Source organism: Humibacillus xanthopallidus (assembly GCF_006716675.1).
GTDB classification, from domain to species: domain Bacteria; phylum Actinomycetota; class Actinomycetes; order Actinomycetales; family Dermatophilaceae; genus Humibacillus; species Humibacillus xanthopallidus_B.
In genome coordinates, this window is sequence record NZ_VFPM01000002.1 from 547,771 (window position 1) to 565,031 (window position 17,261).

Annotated in this window: 24 protein-coding genes; 23 read left to right on the forward strand and 1 reads right to left on the reverse strand. The window is 67.9% G+C overall.

Annotated features, from left to right (window positions below; genetic code table 11):
• Positions 1-379 precede the first annotated feature (379 nt).
• From rpsL to tuf, 4 genes are all read left to right on the forward strand, one after another.
• Entirely contained in the window at positions 380-754 is a 375-nt protein-coding gene (gene rpsL / locus FBY41_RS10430; RefSeq protein ID WP_141823424.1) for a 30S ribosomal protein S12, read from the forward strand.
• Entirely contained in the window at positions 754-1,224 is a 471-nt protein-coding gene (gene rpsG / locus FBY41_RS10435; RefSeq protein WP_141823425.1) for a 30S ribosomal protein S7, read from the forward strand. The genes rpsL and rpsG overlap by 1 nt, the downstream gene beginning before the upstream one ends.
• 132 nt (positions 1,225-1,356) lie before the next feature.
• Positions 1,357-3,474 carry an elongation factor G gene (gene fusA, locus FBY41_RS10440; protein ID WP_141844171.1) on the forward strand — a complete coding sequence of 706 codons (2,118 nt, stop codon included), beginning with the start codon at positions 1,357-1,359 and terminating at the stop codon, positions 3,472-3,474.
• A gap of 116 nt (positions 3,475-3,590) precedes the next feature.
• On the forward strand, positions 3,591-4,787 hold the full coding sequence (gene tuf, locus FBY41_RS10445; protein WP_141844173.1) for an elongation factor Tu: 1,197 nt from the start codon (positions 3,591-3,593) through the stop codon (positions 4,785-4,787).
• A gap of 387 nt (positions 4,788-5,174) precedes the next feature.
• Here the strand turns inward: tuf and FBY41_RS10450 are convergent, their stop codons facing one another.
• On the reverse strand, positions 5,175-6,284 hold the full coding sequence (locus FBY41_RS10450; RefSeq protein ID WP_141844175.1) for a serine hydrolase domain-containing protein: 1,110 nt from the start codon (positions 6,282-6,284) through the stop codon (positions 5,175-5,177).
• A 579-nt stretch (positions 6,285-6,863) separates the two neighbouring features.
• Between FBY41_RS10450 and FBY41_RS10455 the strand changes: the two genes are divergently transcribed.
• The 19 genes from FBY41_RS10455 to rplR all read left to right on the forward strand — a co-directional run bounded on the left by FBY41_RS10455 (position 6,864) and on the right by rplR (position 17,252).
• A complete protein-coding gene (locus tag FBY41_RS10455) occupies positions 6,864-8,168 on the forward strand; it encodes a M18 family aminopeptidase (protein ID WP_141844177.1) in 1,305 nt (434 codons plus the stop codon).
• Between the two features lie 504 nt (positions 8,169-8,672).
• Positions 8,673-8,981, forward strand: a complete 309-nt coding sequence (rpsJ, locus tag FBY41_RS10460) for a 30S ribosomal protein S10 (protein ID WP_009775966.1) — start codon at positions 8,673-8,675, stop codon at positions 8,979-8,981.
• A gap of 13 nt (positions 8,982-8,994) precedes the next feature.
• Positions 8,995-9,648 (forward strand): 50S ribosomal protein L3, encoded by a 654-nt coding sequence (gene rplC / locus FBY41_RS10465; protein ID WP_185749017.1) that lies wholly within the window; start codon positions 8,995-8,997, stop codon positions 9,646-9,648.
• Entirely contained in the window at positions 9,645-10,283 is a 639-nt protein-coding gene (gene rplD / locus FBY41_RS10470; protein ID WP_141844179.1) for a 50S ribosomal protein L4, read from the forward strand. Before rplC ends, rplD begins: the two co-directional genes overlap by 4 nt.
• Entirely contained in the window at positions 10,280-10,579 is a 300-nt protein-coding gene (gene rplW, locus FBY41_RS10475; RefSeq protein WP_141823432.1) for a 50S ribosomal protein L23, read from the forward strand. Before rplD ends, rplW begins: the two co-directional genes overlap by 4 nt.
• Positions 10,580-10,607: 28 nt before the next feature.
• A complete protein-coding gene (gene rplB, locus FBY41_RS10480) occupies positions 10,608-11,444 on the forward strand; it encodes a 50S ribosomal protein L2 (protein ID WP_141823433.1) in 837 nt (278 codons plus the stop codon).
• A 15-nt stretch (positions 11,445-11,459) separates the two neighbouring features.
• On the forward strand, positions 11,460-11,741 hold the full coding sequence (rpsS, locus tag FBY41_RS10485; protein WP_141823434.1) for a 30S ribosomal protein S19: 282 nt from the start codon (positions 11,460-11,462) through the stop codon (positions 11,739-11,741).
• A 35-nt stretch (positions 11,742-11,776) separates the two neighbouring features.
• The gene (gene rplV / locus FBY41_RS10490) at positions 11,777-12,145 is read left to right on the forward strand and encodes a 50S ribosomal protein L22 (RefSeq protein WP_141844181.1); all 369 of its coding nucleotides are present in this window, start codon (positions 11,777-11,779) and stop codon (positions 12,143-12,145) included.
• The gene (gene rpsC / locus FBY41_RS10495; protein ID WP_141823436.1) at positions 12,145-12,969 is read left to right on the forward strand and encodes a 30S ribosomal protein S3; all 825 of its coding nucleotides are present in this window, start codon (positions 12,145-12,147) and stop codon (positions 12,967-12,969) included. The genes rplV and rpsC overlap by 1 nt, the downstream gene beginning before the upstream one ends.
• Positions 12,970-12,971: 2 nt before the next feature.
• On the forward strand, positions 12,972-13,391 hold the full coding sequence (gene rplP / locus FBY41_RS10500) for a 50S ribosomal protein L16 (protein ID WP_141823437.1): 420 nt from the start codon (positions 12,972-12,974) through the stop codon (positions 13,389-13,391).
• Complete coding sequence (rpmC, locus tag FBY41_RS10505) at positions 13,391-13,774, forward strand: 50S ribosomal protein L29 (RefSeq protein ID WP_141844183.1); 384 nt, start codon at positions 13,391-13,393, stop codon at positions 13,772-13,774. Before rplP ends, rpmC begins: the two co-directional genes overlap by 1 nt.
• Positions 13,771-14,070 (forward strand): 30S ribosomal protein S17, encoded by a 300-nt coding sequence (gene rpsQ / locus FBY41_RS10510; protein WP_141844186.1) that lies wholly within the window; start codon positions 13,771-13,773, stop codon positions 14,068-14,070. The genes rpmC and rpsQ overlap by 4 nt, the downstream gene beginning before the upstream one ends.
• Before the next feature lie 212 nt (positions 14,071-14,282).
• The gene (gene rplN, locus FBY41_RS10515) at positions 14,283-14,651 is read left to right on the forward strand and encodes a 50S ribosomal protein L14 (RefSeq protein WP_034715247.1); all 369 of its coding nucleotides are present in this window, start codon (positions 14,283-14,285) and stop codon (positions 14,649-14,651) included.
• Positions 14,652-14,653: 2 nt separating this feature from the next.
• Positions 14,654-15,025: a 50S ribosomal protein L24 gene (gene rplX / locus FBY41_RS10520; protein WP_221629254.1), complete on the forward strand. Its 372-nt coding sequence runs from the start codon at positions 14,654-14,656 to the stop codon at positions 15,023-15,025.
• A 2-nt stretch (positions 15,026-15,027) separates the two neighbouring features.
• Positions 15,028-15,603, forward strand: a complete 576-nt coding sequence (rplE, locus tag FBY41_RS10525; RefSeq protein ID WP_141844188.1) for a 50S ribosomal protein L5 — start codon at positions 15,028-15,030, stop codon at positions 15,601-15,603.
• A gap of 1 nt (position 15,604) precedes the next feature.
• Positions 15,605-15,790, forward strand: coding sequence for a type Z 30S ribosomal protein S14 (locus tag FBY41_RS10530; RefSeq protein WP_141823441.1), 186 nt, complete (start codon positions 15,605-15,607; stop codon positions 15,788-15,790).
• Between the two features lie 136 nt (positions 15,791-15,926).
• Complete coding sequence (rpsH, locus tag FBY41_RS10535; protein ID WP_141844190.1) at positions 15,927-16,325, forward strand: 30S ribosomal protein S8; 399 nt, start codon at positions 15,927-15,929, stop codon at positions 16,323-16,325.
• A 12-nt stretch (positions 16,326-16,337) separates the two neighbouring features.
• Entirely contained in the window at positions 16,338-16,874 is a 537-nt protein-coding gene (rplF, locus tag FBY41_RS10540) for a 50S ribosomal protein L6 (protein WP_141844192.1), read from the forward strand.
• Positions 16,875-16,877: 3 nt separating this feature from the next.
• The gene (gene rplR, locus FBY41_RS10545; protein WP_141844194.1) at positions 16,878-17,252 is read left to right on the forward strand and encodes a 50S ribosomal protein L18; all 375 of its coding nucleotides are present in this window, start codon (positions 16,878-16,880) and stop codon (positions 17,250-17,252) included.
• Positions 17,253-17,261 lie beyond the last annotated feature (9 nt).

Consider the following 17,261-nt stretch of genomic DNA (forward strand, 5'->3'; position numbering starts at 1 on the left):
GCGTGCTCGGTGCCCGGCCGCTGCCGGGCGCCGCTCCACGCCGGGGCACGGCCGGACTCGGGCGGGGTGTGACGGATTTGGTCGGCGTGCCGCGCCCCGGTACGCTTGAACACTGTGCTTGAGGCGCAGCCCTCTCGCATGCGCGATGACGGCCCTGGTGCCCTGTCCGCCCGGTCTGACCGGACGACATCACTGAGGTCCAGAGCGAACCTCCCGCCGGGCAACCCACCACCAGCTGGTCGCAAGACCATCGCACGCGTGGGGAGTGCAGGGGGGAGCACCGTTCCGACACGCCCGACATCGGGGGTCGTGGGAGCGAACAGCCAAGGAGCCGTCCGACCGGACGACCGACAACGAGCAACGTTATGGAGTAACCAGGTTGCCTACCATCAACCAGCTGGTCCGCAAGGGCCGCCAGGACAAGGCCACGAAGGCCAAGACCCCGGCGCTCAAGGGCTCGCCCCAGCGTCGTGGCGTGTGCACCCGCGTGTACACCACCACCCCCAAGAAGCCGAACTCTGCCCTGCGCAAGGTCGCCCGTGTGCGCCTCTCCAGCGGCATCGAGGTCACGGCCTACATCCCGGGCGTCGGCCACAACCTGCAGGAGCACTCGATCGTGCTCGTGCGTGGTGGTCGTGTGAAGGACCTCCCGGGTGTTCGTTACAAGATCGTCCGCGGCACGCTCGACACCCAGGGTGTCAAGAACCGCAAGCAGGCTCGTAGCCGTTACGGCGCGAAGAAGGAGAAGAGCTGATGCCTCGTAAGGGACCCGCTCCGAAGCGCCCGCTCGTCGTCGACCCGGTCTACGCCAGCCCGCTCGTCACGCAGCTCGTCAACAAGATCCTCCTCGACGGCAAGAAGTCCATCGCCGAGATGATCGTCTACGGCGCCCTCGAGGGCGTCCGCGCCAAGACCGGCACCGACCCCGTCGCCACGCTGAAGCGTGCGCTCGACAACGTCAAGCCGGCCATGGAGGTCAAGAGCCGTCGCGTCGGTGGCGCGACCTACCAGGTGCCGATCGAGGTCAAGCCCAACCGCTCGACCACCCTCGCCCTGCGTTGGCTCGTCGGCTACTCGCGCCAGCGTCGTGAGAAGACGATGACCGAGCGCCTCATGAACGAGATCCTCGACGCGAGCAACGGCCTCGGTGCCGCTGTCAAGCGCCGCGAGGACACCCACAAGATGGCCGAGTCCAACAAGGCCTTCGCGCACTACCGCTGGTGACCAGCGGTCCGGTCGGTATGCCGGGAGCCCGCCTCGCGGCATACCGACCGGGCACGCGCCCCGCCCGTCGCACGACGTGGCTCACGGCGCCCACGATTTTCACTCCACGACGAATGAGACGAGAAACCTGACGTGGCACTCGACGTCCTGACGGACCTCAAGAAGGTCCGCAACATCGGCATCATGGCGCACATCGACGCTGGCAAGACCACGGTGACGGAGCGCATCCTCTTCTACACCGGTGTCAACCACAAGATCGGTGAGACCCACGACGGTGCGTCGACGACCGACTGGATGGAGCAGGAGAAGGAGCGCGGCATCACGATCACGTCTGCCGCCGTGACCTCCTTCTGGGAGGGCACCCAGATCAACATCATCGACACCCCCGGACACGTGGACTTCACGGTCGAGGTCGAGCGCTCGCTGCGCGTCCTCGACGGTGCCGTCGCGGTGTTCGACGGCAAGGAGGGTGTCGAGCCCCAGTCCGAGACGGTGTGGCGCCAGGCCGACAAGTACGACGTGCCGCGCATCTGCTTCGTCAACAAGATGGACAAGCTCGGCGCGGACTTCTACTTCACCGTGCAGACGATCAAGGACCGCCTCGGTGCGGAGCCGCTCGTCATGCAGCTGCCGATCGGCGCCGAGAACGACTTCGTCGGTGTCATCGACCTCATCTACATGCGTGCCCTCGTGTGGCCCGGTGACGCCAAGGGCGACGTGACCATGGGCGCCAAGTACGAGATCGCCGAGATCCCGGCCGACCTCAAGGACAAGGCCGACGAGTACCGCATGGCGCTCGTCGAGCGTGTCGCCGAGGCCGACGACGAGCTCATGGAGAAGTACCTCGGTGGCGAGGAGCTCACCGTCGAGGAGCTCAAGGCGGGCATCCGCAAGCTCACGGTCAACTCCGAGCTCTACCCGGTGTTCTGCGGCTCGGCGTTCAAGAACCGCGGTGTGCAGCCGATGCTCGACGCCGTCGTCGACTACCTGCCGTCGCCGCTCGACGTGCCCCCGATGATCGGCCACAAGCCGGGCAACGAGGAGGTCGAGCTGACGCGCGCGCCGAGCAAGGACGAGCCGTTCTCGGCCCTCGCCTTCAAGGTCGCCACGCACCCGTTCTTCGGCACCCTGACCTTCATCCGCGTCTACTCGGGCCACATCAGCTCGGGCACCGGCGTCGTCAACTCGACGAAGGGCAAGAAGGAGCGCATCGGCAAGCTGTTCCAGATGCACGCCAACAAGGAGAACCCGGTCGACGAGGCCATGGCCGGCCACATCTACGCGGCCATCGGCCTCAAGGACACGACGACCGGCGACACCCTGTCCGACATCGCCGACCCGATCGTGCTCGAGTCGATGACCTTCCCGGACCCGGTCATCCAGGTCGCCATCGAGCCCAAGACGAAGGGTGACCAGGAGAAGCTCTCCACGGCCATCCAGAAGCTCTCGGCCGAGGACCCCACCTTCCAGGTGCACCTCGACGAGGACACGGGCCAGACGATCATCGCCGGCATGGGCGAGCTGCACCTCGACATCCTCGTCGACCGCATGAAGCGCGAGTTCAAGGTCGAGGCCAACGTCGGCAAGCCGCAGGTGGCCTACCGCGAGACGATCCGTCGCGCCGTCGAGAAGTACGACTACACGCACAAGAAGCAGACCGGTGGCTCGGGCCAGTTCGCCAAGGTCCAGGTGACCTTCGAGCCCCTGGGTGAGACCGAGGACGGCTCGATGTACGAGTTCGTCAACGGTGTCACCGGTGGTCGCGTCCCGCGTGAGTACATCCCGTCGGTCGACGCCGGCATCCAGGACGCCATGCAGTACGGCGTGCTCGCCGGCTACCCGCTGGTCGGCATCAAGGCGACCCTGGTCGACGGCGCCTACCACGACGTCGACTCCTCCGAGATGGCGTTCAAGATCGCCGGCTCGATGGTGCTCAAGGAGGCCATCCGCAAGGCGGACCCGGTCCTGCTCGAGCCGATGATGGCCGTCGAGGTGCGCACGCCCGAGGAGTACATGGGCGACGTCATCGGCGACATCAACTCCCGCCGTGGCCAGATCCAGGCCATGGAGGACATCAGCGGTGCCAAGGTCGTCAAGGGCCTCGTCCCGCTGTCGGAGATGTTCGGGTACGTCGGTGACCTGCGGTCGAAGACCCAGGGTCGTGCCAACTACTCGATGGAGTTCGACTCCTACGCAGAGGTCCCCAAGGCTGTCGCCGAGGAGATCATCAAGAAGACCCGGGGAGAGTGACCGCGGTCTGCCGCACTCCGGCTATCCCGTAGTCTCTACTCCGGAATCAACCCACAGCGCCACGTCCTGCCCTGGTCGTTAGGCGTCACACATAAAGTCCTGAGGAGGACACCACAGTGGCGAAGGCAAAGTTCGAGCGGACCAAGCCGCACGTCAACATCGGCACCATCGGTCACATCGACCACGGCAAGACGACGCTGACGGCTGCGATTTCCAAGGTTCTGCACGACAAGTACCCCGACCTGAACCCCCAGTTCGCGTTCGAGGACATCGACAAGGCTCCCGAGGAGCGCCAGCGCGGTATCACGATCTCGATCGCGCACATCGAGTACCAGACGGAGGGTCGTCACTACGCCCACGTCGACTGCCCGGGCCACGCCGACTACGTGAAGAACATGATCACGGGTGCGGCTCAGATGGACGGCGCGATCCTCGTGGTCGCCGCCACCGACGGCCCGATGCCGCAGACGAAGGAGCACGTCCTGCTCGCGAAGCAGGTCGGCGTTCCCTACATCGTCGTGGCGCTCAACAAGGCCGACATGGTCGACGACGAGGAGATCCTCGAGCTCGTCGAGATGGAGGTCCGTGAGCTTCTCTCGGGCTACGAGTTCCCCGGCGACGACCTCCCGGTCGTCAAGGTCTCGGCGCTCAAGGCCCTCGAGGGCGACCCGGAGTGGGGCCAGTCGGTCCTCGACCTCATGGACGCCGTCGACACCGCGATCCCGACGCCCGAGCGTGACATCGACAAGCCGTTCCTCATGCCCGTCGAGGACGTCTTCACGATCACGGGTCGTGGCACCGTCGTCACCGGTCGTATCGAGCGCGGCGTCCTCAAGGTCAACGAGGAGGTCGAGATCGTCGGCATCCACACCGGCCCGCCGGCGAAGACGACCGTCACCGGTGTCGAGATGTTCCGCAAGCTCCTCGACGAGGGTCGCGCGGGCGAGAACGTCGGCCTGCTCCTTCGTGGCACCAAGCGCGAGGACGTCGAGCGCGGCCAGGTTGTCGTCAAGCCCGGCTCGATCACCCCGCACACGGACTTCGAGGCTCAGGTCTACATCCTCTCGAAGGACGAGGGCGGCCGTCACACGCCGTTCTACGACAACTACCGTCCGCAGTTCTACTTCCGTACGACGGACGTGACGGGTGTCGTGCACCTGCCCGAGGGCACCGAGATGGTCATGCCCGGCGACAACACCGACATGACGGTCGAGCTCATCCAGCCGATCGCCATGGAGGACGGCCTCAAGTTCGCCATCCGTGAGGGTGGCCGCACGGTCGGCGCCGGTCGCGTCACGAAGATCATCAAGTGATCTGACGCCGCTGACGCAGCACTTCGGAAGGGCCCGGTCCGCTTCGGCGGTCCGGGCCCTTTCTCGTGCGCTCGAGGTGGCTCGGTCGCGCCGGCGAGCGGTTACGTGAGGCGGGCTGCGGTCGCGGTGCCCCGCCCCTTTACCCGATTCCGCCCGCATCACCACCCGCACCCCGCTTCCACGACACCAGGCGCCGTCTGATTCGCAGATTGATCCGAGATTGCCATCACGCTGCAGATCAGTCTGCGCCGAGGGTTGTCAGGGCAGCAGTGAACGCCGACTGATCTGCAGACTGAACGGGCTCGGCCTTCCGGCGGCAGCCGCCGCTCAGGGGTATGCCGTCCTGCCGGCTCGTGCGCCCCGACGTGCCCGAGCCTCGTGCGGGCGTCAGAGGGGTGGGAGCCCGAGCACGTCGCGGAAGGCGGTCTCGAGAGCGTCGGCTCGGTCGTGGTCGCCCATGGTCCCGGTGACGAAGGCGAACGCATAGTGGTCACGGGTGCAGGCCCACCCGACGCTGCCCCCGATGCCGCCCATCCCGAAGCCCTCGTCGTCGACCCCGAAGCCGAGTCCCCAGGCCCGCTCCGGGCCGCCCATGACCCGGTCGATGCCGTGGGCCTGTGCGGTCGCAGCCTCGTCGCGCAGGGACGGGGAGATGACGTGTCCGGCGAGCAGGGCGGCATACAGGCCCGCGACGGCGCGAGCGGTGCCGTGTCCGTTGACCGCTGGGACCTCGGCGCGGCGGAAGGCGGGGCTGTTGACGGTGGCTTCGTCGAGGGCGCCGGGCGGGTTGAGGAGGGCCTGACGCAGGAGGGTCGGGCGGTCGCCGTCGTCGAGACTCGCGACGAGCGAGGCGACCCCCGTGAGGTCGACCGCGCGTGCCTCTGCCTCCTCATCGAGGCCGATGTGGAAGTCGAGGCCCGCTGGCCTGCAGACCTCGTCGCGAAGCACGGCGCCGAGGGTTCGGCCATCGACCCGTCGGACGAGCTCTCCCACGAGGTGCCCGTAGAAGAGCGCGCTCTCGCCGATGGCGGTGCCGCTGGGCCACAGCGGCTCCTCGCGGGCGAGCCTGTCGCAGAGGGCGTTCCAGTCGAGCAGCAGGTCTGGGGGAGCGGGCTCGGACAGGGCGACGAGACCGACCTGGTGCGAGAGGAGCTGGCGCACGGTTGCCGGGGCGCGCAGCTCGGGCCAGTGGCGCTGGACCGGATCGTCGAGATCGAGGATGCCCCGGTCGACGAGAACGAGGGCGGCCGTGGCGGTGAAGGCCTTGGTGACGGAGTAGGGCATGACGATGCTGTCGCGCTGCCACGGCCGGGTGCGGCGCGAGTCGGCCCACCCGCCCCAGAGGTCCGCGGCCCAGCGGCCGTCGTGCCAGATCGCCACCGCCGCCCCGGTGCCGTTCTGCTGCGCCACGACGTCCTGGAAGACCTCGCGCACCGGCTCGAAGCCGGGCTCCACCGAGCCGCCCACCACGTCACCTCCTCGGCCCACGATCGTCATGGCGACAGCATGCCCTGCGCGCGCAGGTCCGTGGGGAGACCCAGGTGGGCACACGCGAGCGGCGACCTCAGCTGGCGCGTGGCCGCCAGAACCACGGAGTGACCTCGGCCAGCACGGCCGCAAGCTCGCTCCGAACCCGCTCCGCGGCGGAGACGCCGACGGTGACCGGCTCGCCCCGTGCAGCACCTGCTCGCCGAGGGCCACGTGCAGCGAGCGGAGGGTGCGCATCGTGTTGCTCGCCTCGGCGGGCACAGGGCCGGGCGACCCGGACGCGAACATCGTGCGCACGTGGTGGAGTGGCCGGCCGCGACGAGGCCGGTGAGCACGAGGGGAGCGAAGGGCCGGGCCTCGATGCGTTCGTGCTCGAGCCGATCGACCATGGCGGAGCCGAGCCACCTGCGGTCGTCCTCACCCAGCCCGCCGTCACGCACGAGTCCGGCGAGGGCGGCATACGCCCGGTCGTCGCGGACGGCCGGGTCGGGGGAGGCGAGGTCGTCGACGAGCGCCCGGAGCGTGGCGTCTGGCATGGTCGCGATCCTGTCAGCCCCGGGTGGAGGCCGGCGGATAGGGTCGTGGGCCATGGCGCACTCGTTCGACACCGACACCGAAGCCCGGGGACTCATCGACTACGTCGACGCGAGCCCCACACCGTTCCACGCCTGCGAGCAGGCCGCCCGGCGCCTCGCCGCCGAGGGCTTCACCGAGGTCGTCGAGACCGCCCCGTGGCCGACCGACCCAGGACGCCACTACCTCGTGCGCGGGGGCTCGCTCATCGCCTGGGACACGACCGGTGCGCACGGCTCCGGGGACGGCCCCGCGGCCGGCTTCCGCGTCGTCGGGGCCCACACCGACAGCCCGAACCTGCGCCTCAAGCCGAACGCCGACCACGTCAAGGCCGGGTGGCAGATGCTCGCCGTCGAGCCCTACGGCGGGCTCATCCTCAACTCCTGGCTCGACCGCGACCTCGGCCTCGCCGGCCGGGTCACGGTGCGCACCGCGGACGGCATCGAGTCACGCCTCTTCCACGACACCGCGCCGATCCTGCGGGTCGCGCAGCTCGCGATCCACCTCGACCGCAGCCAGAACGACGAGCTGACCCTCAACCGGCAGCAGCACATGGTGCCGCTCTGGGGCGTCGGTGACCGGCCCGGTGACGTGCGCCGCTACCTCGCCGCACAGGTCGGGGTCGGCCACGACGACCTGCTCGCGTGGGACGTCATGACCCACCCCGTGGAGCCGTCGGCCCGCATCGGCCGAGAGCGCGACCTCATCGCCGCGCCCCGCCTCGACAACCTCGCCACGTCGTATGCCGGCGTTCGGGCCCTGCTCGACGCCGTGTCGACCGAGCCCGCCCGGGTGCCGGTCCTGGTGCTCTTCGACCACGAGGAGATCGGCAGCACCTCCGAGCGCGGGGCGACCTCGACGCTGCTGCCGTCGGTCCTCGAGCGCATCGTCATCGCCGCCGGCGGCACGCGCGAGGACTACTGGCGCGCGCTCGCCGGCACGGTCATCGCCTCGGGAGACATGGGCCACGCGACCCATCCCAACTACGCCGACCGTCACGAGCCGCTCCACCAGATCCGCGTCAACGGCGGCCCCGTCCTCAAGGTCAACACCAACCTGCGCTACGCCACGGACTCCGTCGGCGCGGCCGCCTTCACCCTCGCGTGCGAGCAGGCCGGGGTGCCGATGCAGACCTTCGTGACGCGTAGCGACCTGCCGTGCGGCTCGACCGTCGGCCCGGTGACCTCGTCGCTGACCGGTGCGACGACGGTCGACTTCGGCGCGCCGGCCCTGTCGATGCACAGCGCCCGCGAGCTCATGGGCGCGCAGGACCCCGCGATGTATGCCGCCGCGCTGGCTGCCTTCCTCGCCCCGGCCTGAGGCCCCCGCCGGTTCGACGTGATCCCGGGCTCCGCGTGACTGGCGGCATCACCTCGATGCGGTATGCCGTCCGGCTGGGTGGAGGTGATCCCGAGCCCCGCCTGGGTGGCGCGATCACCTCGATTCGGCGGGAGGGCGGCATACCCCGGGGTGGGGTGAGCCGGCCCTGGCGACGCGCCGCAGGGCGCTGGCCTGCGGCAACGGACCGGGTCGATTTGATAGTGCGTCGCCGCCTCTGGCACACTGTTCAGGTTGCTTGTCGCGCGTCGCTGACCCATGTCGGTGGCGCCGCCCCTTGAGAGCCTCCTGACGGGGACTCGCCCGGACTCCTCTCGGAGGCCCGAGGGAAGCGCAAGTTACCCGGTTCGGCCGGGATCACCACGACGAGAGTGGCACTTCGGTGCGCACTTTCACCGCGAAGCGGGCGCGACACGCCCGACCTCGGGGGTCGGTGATCCAAGGGAACCGGCTGGAAGAGTACGGCGAGAGAGAGACGTAACGGAGATGGCGGGACAGAAGATCCGCATCCGCTTGAAGTCGTATGACCACGAGGTCATCGACAACTCGGCGCGCAAGATTGTCGACACGGTGACGCGTGCCGGTGCCACTGTGGTGGGCCCGGTGCCGCTTCCGACGGAGAAGAACGTCTTCGTCGTCATCCGGTCGCCGCACAAGTACAAGGACAGCCGCGAGCACTTCGAGATGCGCACGCACAAGCGCCTCATCGACATCATCGACCCGACGCCCAAGGCCGTCGACTCGCTGATGCGTCTCGACCTGCCGGCGGACGTCAACATCGAGATCAAGCTCTGAGGCGGTGACTGAGATGACTGTTGCTCAGAAGACTGTCAAGGGCGTGCTCGGCGAGAAGCTCGGCATGACCCAGGTGTGGGACGCCGACAACCGACTCATCCCCGTGACCGTGGTCCAGGCCGGCCCCTGCGTCGTGACGCAGGTGCGCGCCGACGAGACCGACGGCTACGACGCGGTGCAGATCGCCTTCGGCGCGATCGACCCCCGCAAGGTCAACAAGCCCATGAGCGGGCACTTCGAGAAGGCCGGCGTCACGCCGCGCCGTCACCTCGTCGAGCTGCGCACGGCCGACGCCGGCGACTACGAGCTCGGCCAGGAGATCACGGCCGACCTGTTCGAGGCCGGCCAGCGCGTCGACGCGACGGGCACCACCAAGGGCAAGGGCTTCGCCGGTGTCATGAAGCGTCACGGCTTCCACGGCGTCAGCTCCTCGCACGGTGCGCACCGCAACCACCGCAAGCCGGGCTCCATCGGAGGCTGCTCCACGCCGGGCCGTGTCTTCAAGGGCATGCGCATGGCCGGTCGCATGGGTGGCGTCCGCCAGACGACCCAGAACCTCACGATTCACGCCGTTGACGCCGAGAAGGGCCTGCTGCTCATCAAGGGTGCCGTTCCCGGCCCCCGTGGCGGCATCGTCCTGATCCGCACGGCCGCGAAGGGTGCATGATCCAGATGGCAACCAAGACCCCTAACCTGCCCGCCGAGATCTTCGACGTGCAGACGAACGTCCCGCTGATCCACCAGGTCGTGGTGGCCCAGCTCGCGGCCGCCCGTCAGGGCACGCACTCGACGAAGACCCGTGGTGAGGTGCGCGGCGGTGGCCGCAAGCCCTACCGCCAGAAGGGCACCGGCCGCGCGCGCCAGGGCTCGACCCGCGCGCCGCAGTTCGCCGGCGGTGGCGTCGTCCACGGCCCGCAGCCGCGTGACTACTCGCAGCGCACCCCCAAGAAGATGAAGGCCGCCGCCCTGCGCGGTGCCCTCTCCGACCGGGCGCGCTTCGACCGCATCCACGTCGTCGACTCCATCGTCTCGGGCGACCTGCCCTCGGCGAAGGACGCCGCCGCCCTGCTCTCCGGCCTGACCGAGCGTCCGAACCTGCTCGTCGTCATCGAGCGTGGCAACGACGTCGCGATGAAGTCGGTGCGCAACCTGCAGAACGTCCACGTCCTGGTGGCTGACCAGCTCAACACCTACGACGTGCTCTGCGCCGACGACATCGTCTTCACCCAGGCCGCCCTCGACGCGTTCGTCGCGGGCCCCGTGAAGGCTGACAAGGCTGCTGCCAAGGAGGACGCCAAGTGAGCATCCACGCCAAGGACCCCCGCGACATCCTCATCGCGCCGGTCGTCTCGGAGAAGTCGTACGGTCTGCTCGACGAGGGCAAGTACACCTTCATCGTCGACCCCCGCGCGAACAAGACGGAGATCAAGATCGCCATCGAGTCGATCTTCGACGTCAAGGTCGACAAGGTCCACACCCTGAACCGTCAGGGCAAGAGCCGTCGCACCCGTTTCGGCATCGGCAAGCGCAAGGACACCAAGCGTGCGATCGTCTCCCTCCGCGAGGGCACGATCGACATCTTCGGTGCGGGCGCCTGAGACCGACGAAGAACAGGACTGAACCACAATGGGAATCCGTAAGTACAAGCCGACCACGCCGGGCCGTCGTGGCTCGTCGGTCGCCGACTTCGTCGAGATCACGCGCTCCACGCCGGAGAAGTCGCTGGTCCGCCCGCTCACCAAGACGGGTGGCCGCAACAACGCCGGTCGCATCACGACGCGTCACATCGGTGGAGGCCACAAGCGCGCCTACCGTGTCATCGACTTCCGTCGCCACGACAAGGACGGCGTGCCCGCCAAGGTCGCTCACATCGAGTACGACCCCAACCGCACGGCGCGCATCGCGCTCGTCCAGTACGCCGACGGCGAGAAGCGCTACATCCTGGCGCCGAACCGCCTCAAGCAGGGCGACCCGATCGAGAACGGCGCTGGCGCCGACATCAAGCCGGGCAACAGCCTGCCGCTGCGCAACATCCCGGTCGGCACGGTCATCCACGCCATCGAGCTGAAGCCCGGTGGCGGCGCGAAGATCGCCCGCTCCGCCGGCGCTCGCGTGCAGCTCGTCGCCAAGGACGGCCCCTACGCCCAGCTGCGTATGCCGTCCGGTGAGATCCGCAACGTCGACGTGCGCTGCCGCGCCACCGTCGGCGAGGTCGGCAACGCCGAGCAGAGCAACATCAACTGGGGCAAGGCCGGCCGCATGCGCTGGAAGGGCAAGCGCCCGACCGTCCGTGGTGTCGCGATGAACCCGGTTGACCACCCGCACGGTGGTGGTGAGGGCAAGACGTCCGGTGGACGTCACCCCGTCAGCCCCTGGGGCCAGGCCGAAGGCCGGACCCGTAAGGGCCACAAGGAAAGCGACAAGCTCATCGTTCGTCGCCGTCGTACTGGCAAGAAGCGCTGATAAGGAGCCTTTGGAATGCCTCGTAGCCTGAAGAAGGGCCCCTTCATCGACGACCACCTTCAGAAGAAGGTGGACGCCCAGAACGAAGCGGGAACCAAGACCGTCATCAAGACCTGGTCGCGTCGCTCGGTCATCAGCCCCGACATGCTCGGTCACACCTTCGCCGTCCACGACGGCCGCAAGCACGTCCCGGTGTTCGTCACCGAGTCGATGGTCGGCCACAAGCTCGGCGAGTTCGCGCCGACCCGCACGTTCAAGGGTCACGTGAAGGACGACAAGAAGGGTCGTCGTCGCTGATGGCCACTCGAATCGAAGAAGCCAAGGAAGCAGCCATGGAAGCCAAGGCCTCGGCCCGGCACGTCCGGGTCAGCCCCCAGAAGGCGCGTCGTGTCGTGGACCTCATCCGCGGCAAGGGCGCCACCGACGCCATCACGACGCTGACGTTCGCGCCGCAGTCGGCGTCCGACCCGGTGAAGAAGGTGCTCGAGAGCGCCATCGCCAACTGCCGGGTCAAGGCCGACCGCGAGTCCGTCGCCTTCGACGAGCGTGAGCTCGTCGTCAGCGCCGCGTTCGTCGACGAGGGCCCGACCATGAAGCGATTCCGTCCGCGGGCCCAGGGTCGCGCCGGCCGGATCAACAAGCGCACGAGCCACATCACCGTGGTCGTGTCCCAGACCGAGAAGAAGAAGGGAGCCCGCTGATGGGTCAGAAGGTCAACCCCCACGGCTTCCGTCTGGGCATCACCACCGACCACAAGAGCCGCTGGTTCGCCGACTCCACCAAGCAGGGTCAGCGTTACCGCGACTACGTCAAGGAAGATGTCTCGATCCGTCGCCTGATGGAGAAGGGCATGGAGCGCGCCGGCATCGCCAAGGTCGAGATCGAGCGCACCCGTGACCGCGTCCGCGTCGACATCCACACCGCGCGTCCGGGCATCGTCATCGGTCGCCGCGGCGCCGAGGCCGACCGCATCCGCGGCGAGCTCGAGAAGCTCACGGGCAAGCAGGTCCAGCTCAACATCCTCGAGGTCAAGAACCCCGAGATCGACAGCCAGCTGGTCGCCCAGGGCATCGCCGAGCAGCTCTCGGCTCGTGTCTCCTTCCGTCGCGCGATGCGCAAGGGCATGCAGTCCGCCCAGCGCGCCGGCGCCAAGGGCATCCGCGTGCAGGTCTCGGGCCGTCTCAACGGCGCCGAGATGAGCCGCACCGAGTTCTACCGCGAGGGTCGCGTCCCGCTGCACACGCTGCGCGCGCAGATCGACTACGGCTTCTACGAGGCTCGTACGACGTTCGGCCGCATCGGCGTCAAGGTGTGGATCTACAAGGGCGACATGACGGCCAAGGAGCTCGCTGCCCAGCAGGCCGCTGCCCCGCGCCCGTCGCGTGGCCCGCGCCGTGACGGCGGTGACCGTCCGAACCGCGCCCGTCGTGGTGACCGCAACGAGAACGCCGGTGCGCCGGCCGTGACCGACACCGCTGCTGAGCAGGCCCCGGCCCCCGCCAGCACCGAGAATGAGCAGGCCTGACCATGTTGATTCCCCGCCGAGTCAAGCACCGCAAGCAGCACCACCCCAACCGCCACGGTGCGGCCAAGGGTGGCACGACGATCGCCTTCGGTGAGTACGGCATCCAGGCTCTCGAGCCCGCCTACGTCACCAACCGCCAGATCGAGTCCGCTCGTATCGCGATGACCCGCTACATCAAGCGTGGCGGAAAGGTCTGGATCAACATCTACCCGGACCGTCCGCTCACGAAGAAGCCCGCCGAGACCCGCATGGGTTCCGGTAAGGGTTCGCCCGAGTGGTGGATCGCCAACGTCAAGCCGGGCCGCGTCATGTTCGAGCTGTCGGGCGTGTCCGAGCCGGTGGCTCGTGAGGCCATGCGTCTCGCGATGCACAAGCTCCCCATGAAGTGCCGGTTCATCCAGCGTGAGGGTGGTGACATCTGATGGCAGTCGGAACCAAGGACCTGGCTTCCAACCAGCTGCGTGGTCTCGACGACACCAAGCTGGCCGACGAGCTGAAGAAGGCCAAGGAGGAGCTGTTCAACCTCCGTTTCCAGTCGGCCACCGGCCAGCTGGACAACCATGGTCGTCTCCGCGCCGTCAAGCGCGACATCGCCCGGATCTACACGGAGATGCGTGAGCGCGAGCTCGGCATCGGCTCGGCCCCCGTGCCCGAGCCCGAGCCCGTGGTGACGGACACCAAGGCCGACAAGAAGGCCAAGAAGGCCGACAAGGCCGAGGACAAGGCTGACAAGGCCGAGAAGAAGGCCAAGAAGGCCGACAAGGCTGACAAGGCTGACAAGGCTGACAAGGAGGCTGACGCGTGAGCGAGCAGGACAAGGCCGCTTCGGCCACCGAGACCAAGACCAGCGACCGCAACTACCGCAAGACCCGCCAGGGTTACGTGGTGAGCGACAAGATGGACAAGACCGTCGTCGTCGAGGTCGAGGACCGCGTCAAGCACGCCCTCTACGGCAAGGTCATCCGTCGCACGAGCAAGGTCAAGGCCCACGACGAGCTGAACACCGCCGGCGTCGGCGACCGCGTGCTCATCATGGAGACGCGTCCGCTCTCCGCGACGAAGCACTGGCGCGTCGTCGAGATCCTCGAGAAGGCCAAGTAACCGGTCGGGGGGTTCGGCCCTGGCGGGCCAGCCCCCCGACTGCCCCCCCGACAAGCCCGCGTGGCTGGGGGAGCGGGCCCCGCGGCATACGTGCTCGTATGCCGTCCGGCTCGCACCACGACCACACCCCATCCAGTTCGGCAAGGCTCACGAGGAAGGCGCGCTGAGCGCGGATTCCTCGTGAGAACCAGCACGACGACAGGAGTTAGACAGTGATTCAGCAGGAGTCGCGACTGCGCGTCGCCGACAACACCGGTGCCAAGGAACTCCTTTGCATCCGTGTTCTCGGCGGTTCGGGCCGTCGGTACGCCGGCATCGGCGACACCATCGTCGCCACCGTCAAGGACGCGATCCCGGGCGGCAACGTGAAGAAGGGTGACGTCGTCAAGGCCGTCATCGTTCGCACCGTCAAGGAGCGCCGCCGCGCCGACGGGTCCTACATCAAGTTCGACGAGAACGCCGCCGTGATCCTCAAGGGCGACGGGGACCCCCGTGGCACCCGCATCTTCGGCCCGGTCGGCCGCGAGCTGCGCGAGAAGAAGTTCATGAAGATCATCTCGCTGGCCCCGGAGGTGCTGTGAACATGGCGAACGCCAAGATGAAGATCAAGAAGGGTGACCTCGTCCAGGTCATCTCCGGCCGCAGCCAGAAGAACGGCGGCGACCGGGGCAAGCAGGGCAAGGTCATCGCGGTGTACCCGGAGACCCAGCGCGTGCTGGTCGAGGGCATCAACCGCGTCACCAAGCACGTCAAGGCCGGCGCGACCGCTCGCGGCACGCGCACCGGTGGCCTCGTGCACACCGAGGCCGCGATCCACGTGAGCAACGTGGCGATCGTCGACCCCGAGTCGAAGAAGCCGACGCGCATCAAGACGCGCGTCGAGACGGTGGAGCGGAACGGTCGCACGAAGGCGGCTCGCGTCCGGGTCGCCGTGAAGTCGGACAAGGACCTCTGATAATGACAAACACTGTGACTGAGTCCGCTGCCGCGAAGCCGCGCCTCCAGCAGCGCTACCAGGACGAGATCAAGGGCGCGCTCCTCGAGCAGTTCGCCTACGCCAACGTCATGCAGGTTCCCGGCGTCGTCAAGGTCGTCGTCAACATGGGTGTCGGCGACGCCGCCAAGGACAGCAAGCTCATCGAGGGTGCCGTCCGCGACCTCACCGCCATCACCGGCCAGAAGCCGGTCGTGACGAAGGCCCGCAAGTCCATCGCGCAGTTCAAGCTCCGCGAGGGCATGCCGATCGGCGCGCACACGACGCTGCGCGGCGACCGCATGTGGGAGTTCCTCGACCGTCTCGTGACGATCGCCCTCCCGCGCATCCGTGACTTCCGCGGCCTGTCGCCGAAGCAGTTCGACGGCAACGGCAACTACACCTTCGGTCTCACGGAGCAGTCGATGTTCCACGAGATCGACCAGGACCGCATCGACCGGGTCCGTGGGATGGACATCACCGTGGTCACCACGGCGACCAACGATGACGAGGGTCGCGCGCTGCTCAAGCAGCTCGGCTTCCCCTTCAAGGAGAACTGACATGGCCAAGACCGCACTGGTCAACAAGGCGAACCGGAAGCCGAAGTTCAAGGTCCGTGCGTACACCCGCTGCCAGAAGTGCGGTCGTCCGCACTCGGTGTACCGCAAGTTCGGCCTCTGCCGCATCTGCCTTCGCGAGATGGCTCACGCGGGCCAGCTGCCGGGCGTGACCAAGAGCTCGTGGTGACCGGCACCGCCGGACACCAAACCCCAGACCAAGCAAACCTCTGACACCGTAGGTCGGCCACGCGGCATACGCCGAGCGGGAGCTGCACGCAGCAACCGAAGGTCGAAACCCCGGTGAGGAAGGGCGGAGAGCCCACATGACCATGACTGACCCGATTGCGGACATGCTGACCCGCGTCCGGAACGCCAACTCGGCGCACCACGACGTTGTCTCCATGCCGTACTCCAAGCTCAAGAAGAACATCGCCGAGATCCTCCAGGCCGAGGGCTACATCGCCGGCTGGAAGATCGAGGAGGCCGAGGTCGGCCAGACCCTGACCATCGACCTCAAGTACGGCCCCAACCGCGAGCGCTCCATCGCCGGAGTCCGCCGCGTCAGCAAGCCGGGTCTGCGCGTCTACGCCAAGTCGACGAACCTTCCCCGGGTTCTCGGTGGCCTCGGCGTCGCGATCCTGTCGACGTCGAACGGTCTGCTGACCGACCGCCAGGCACACGAGAAGGGCGTGGGTGGGGAAGTCCTCGCCTACGTCTGGTAAGGAGAGACTGACATGTCGCGAATCGGACGACTTCCGGTCTCCATCCCGTCGGGTGTGGACGTCAAGGTCGAGGGCCAGGACGTCAGCGTCAAGGGTCCCAAGGGCGAGCTCTCGCTCACCATCCCGAACCCCATCACCGTCGAGGTGGCCGAGGGCAACCTCGAGGTCAAGCGTGCCGACGACGAGCGCGACTCGCGCTCGCGTCACGGCCTGACCCGCTCCCTCATCAACAACATGGTCCTCGGGGTCACCGAGGGCTACGAGAAGAAGATGGAGATCCACGGCACGGGTTACCGTGTCGCCGCGAAGGGCAGCAACCTCGAGTTCTCGCTCGGGTACTCCCACCCCATCACCATCGAGGCTCCCGAGGGCATCAGCTTTGCCGTCGAGAACCCGACCCGCTTCTCGGTGCAGGGCATCGACAAGCAGCTGGTCGGCGAGGTCGCGGCCAACATCCGCAAGCTGCGCAAGCCCGACCCGTACAAGGGCAAGGGTGTTCGCTACGCGGGCGAGCAGATCCGTCGCAAGGTTGGAAAGGCCGGTAAGTAAGCCATGGCAATGATCATCAAGCGCGGCAAGAGCAAGGCTGCCGCCCGCATCCGTCGCCAGGTGCGCGGTCGCAAGAAGATCGCCGGCACCCCGGCCCGTCCTCGCCTCGTCGTGTCCCGATCGAGCCGGCACCTCTTCGTCCAGGTCGTCGACGACACGGTCGGCAAGACCGTGGCGTCCGCCTCGACGATGGAGGCCGACCTGCGTGCGTTCGACGGTGACAAGACGGCCAAGGCCAAGCGCGTCGGCGAGCTCGTCGCCGCTCGGGCCAAGGACGCCGGTGTCGAGTCCGTCGTGTTCGACCGTGGTGGCAACAAGTACCACGGCCGGGTCGCGGCCATCGCCGAGGGCGCCCGTGAAGGTGGGCTGTCCCTGTGACCAAGCACT

What these genes read in the sequence shown, in the direction of transcription:
- rpmC (WP_141844183.1), top strand. Translation starts at nt 13,391, where the DNA reads ATGGCAGTCGGAACCAAGGACCTGGCTTCCAACCAGCTGCGTGGTCTC.
- rplE (WP_141844188.1), top strand. Translation starts at nt 15,028, where the DNA reads ATGACAAACACTGTGACTGAGTCCGCTGCCGCGAAGCCGCGCCTCCAG.
- FBY41_RS10450 (WP_141844175.1), bottom strand. Translation starts at nt 6,284, where the DNA reads ATGACGATCGTGGGCCGAGGAGGTGACGTGGTGGGCGGCTCGGTGGAG.
- rplX (WP_221629254.1), top strand. Translation starts at nt 14,654, where the DNA reads ATGGCGAACGCCAAGATGAAGATCAAGAAGGGTGACCTCGTCCAGGTC.
- rpsS (WP_141823434.1), top strand. Translation starts at nt 11,460, where the DNA reads ATGCCTCGTAGCCTGAAGAAGGGCCCCTTCATCGACGACCACCTTCAG.
- rplR (WP_141844194.1), top strand. Translation starts at nt 16,878, where the DNA reads ATGGCAATGATCATCAAGCGCGGCAAGAGCAAGGCTGCCGCCCGCATC.
- rplB (WP_141823433.1), top strand. Translation starts at nt 10,608, where the DNA reads ATGGGAATCCGTAAGTACAAGCCGACCACGCCGGGCCGTCGTGGCTCG.
- rpsJ (WP_009775966.1), top strand. Translation starts at nt 8,673, where the DNA reads ATGGCGGGACAGAAGATCCGCATCCGCTTGAAGTCGTATGACCACGAG.
- rplP (WP_141823437.1), top strand. Translation starts at nt 12,972, where the DNA reads ATGTTGATTCCCCGCCGAGTCAAGCACCGCAAGCAGCACCACCCCAAC.
- rplC (WP_185749017.1), top strand. Translation starts at nt 8,995, where the DNA reads ATGACTGTTGCTCAGAAGACTGTCAAGGGCGTGCTCGGCGAGAAGCTC.
- rpsH (WP_141844190.1), top strand. Translation starts at nt 15,927, where the DNA reads ATGACCATGACTGACCCGATTGCGGACATGCTGACCCGCGTCCGGAAC.
- FBY41_RS10530 (WP_141823441.1), top strand. Translation starts at nt 15,605, where the DNA reads ATGGCCAAGACCGCACTGGTCAACAAGGCGAACCGGAAGCCGAAGTTC.
- rpsG (WP_141823425.1), top strand. Translation starts at nt 754, where the DNA reads ATGCCTCGTAAGGGACCCGCTCCGAAGCGCCCGCTCGTCGTCGACCCG.
- rplD (WP_141844179.1), top strand. Translation starts at nt 9,645, where the DNA reads ATGATCCAGATGGCAACCAAGACCCCTAACCTGCCCGCCGAGATCTTC.
- rplF (WP_141844192.1), top strand. Translation starts at nt 16,338, where the DNA reads ATGTCGCGAATCGGACGACTTCCGGTCTCCATCCCGTCGGGTGTGGAC.
- rpsC (WP_141823436.1), top strand. Translation starts at nt 12,145, where the DNA reads ATGGGTCAGAAGGTCAACCCCCACGGCTTCCGTCTGGGCATCACCACC.
- rplV (WP_141844181.1), top strand. Translation starts at nt 11,777, where the DNA reads ATGGAAGCCAAGGCCTCGGCCCGGCACGTCCGGGTCAGCCCCCAGAAG.
- FBY41_RS10455 (WP_141844177.1), top strand. Translation starts at nt 6,864, where the DNA reads ATGGCGCACTCGTTCGACACCGACACCGAAGCCCGGGGACTCATCGAC.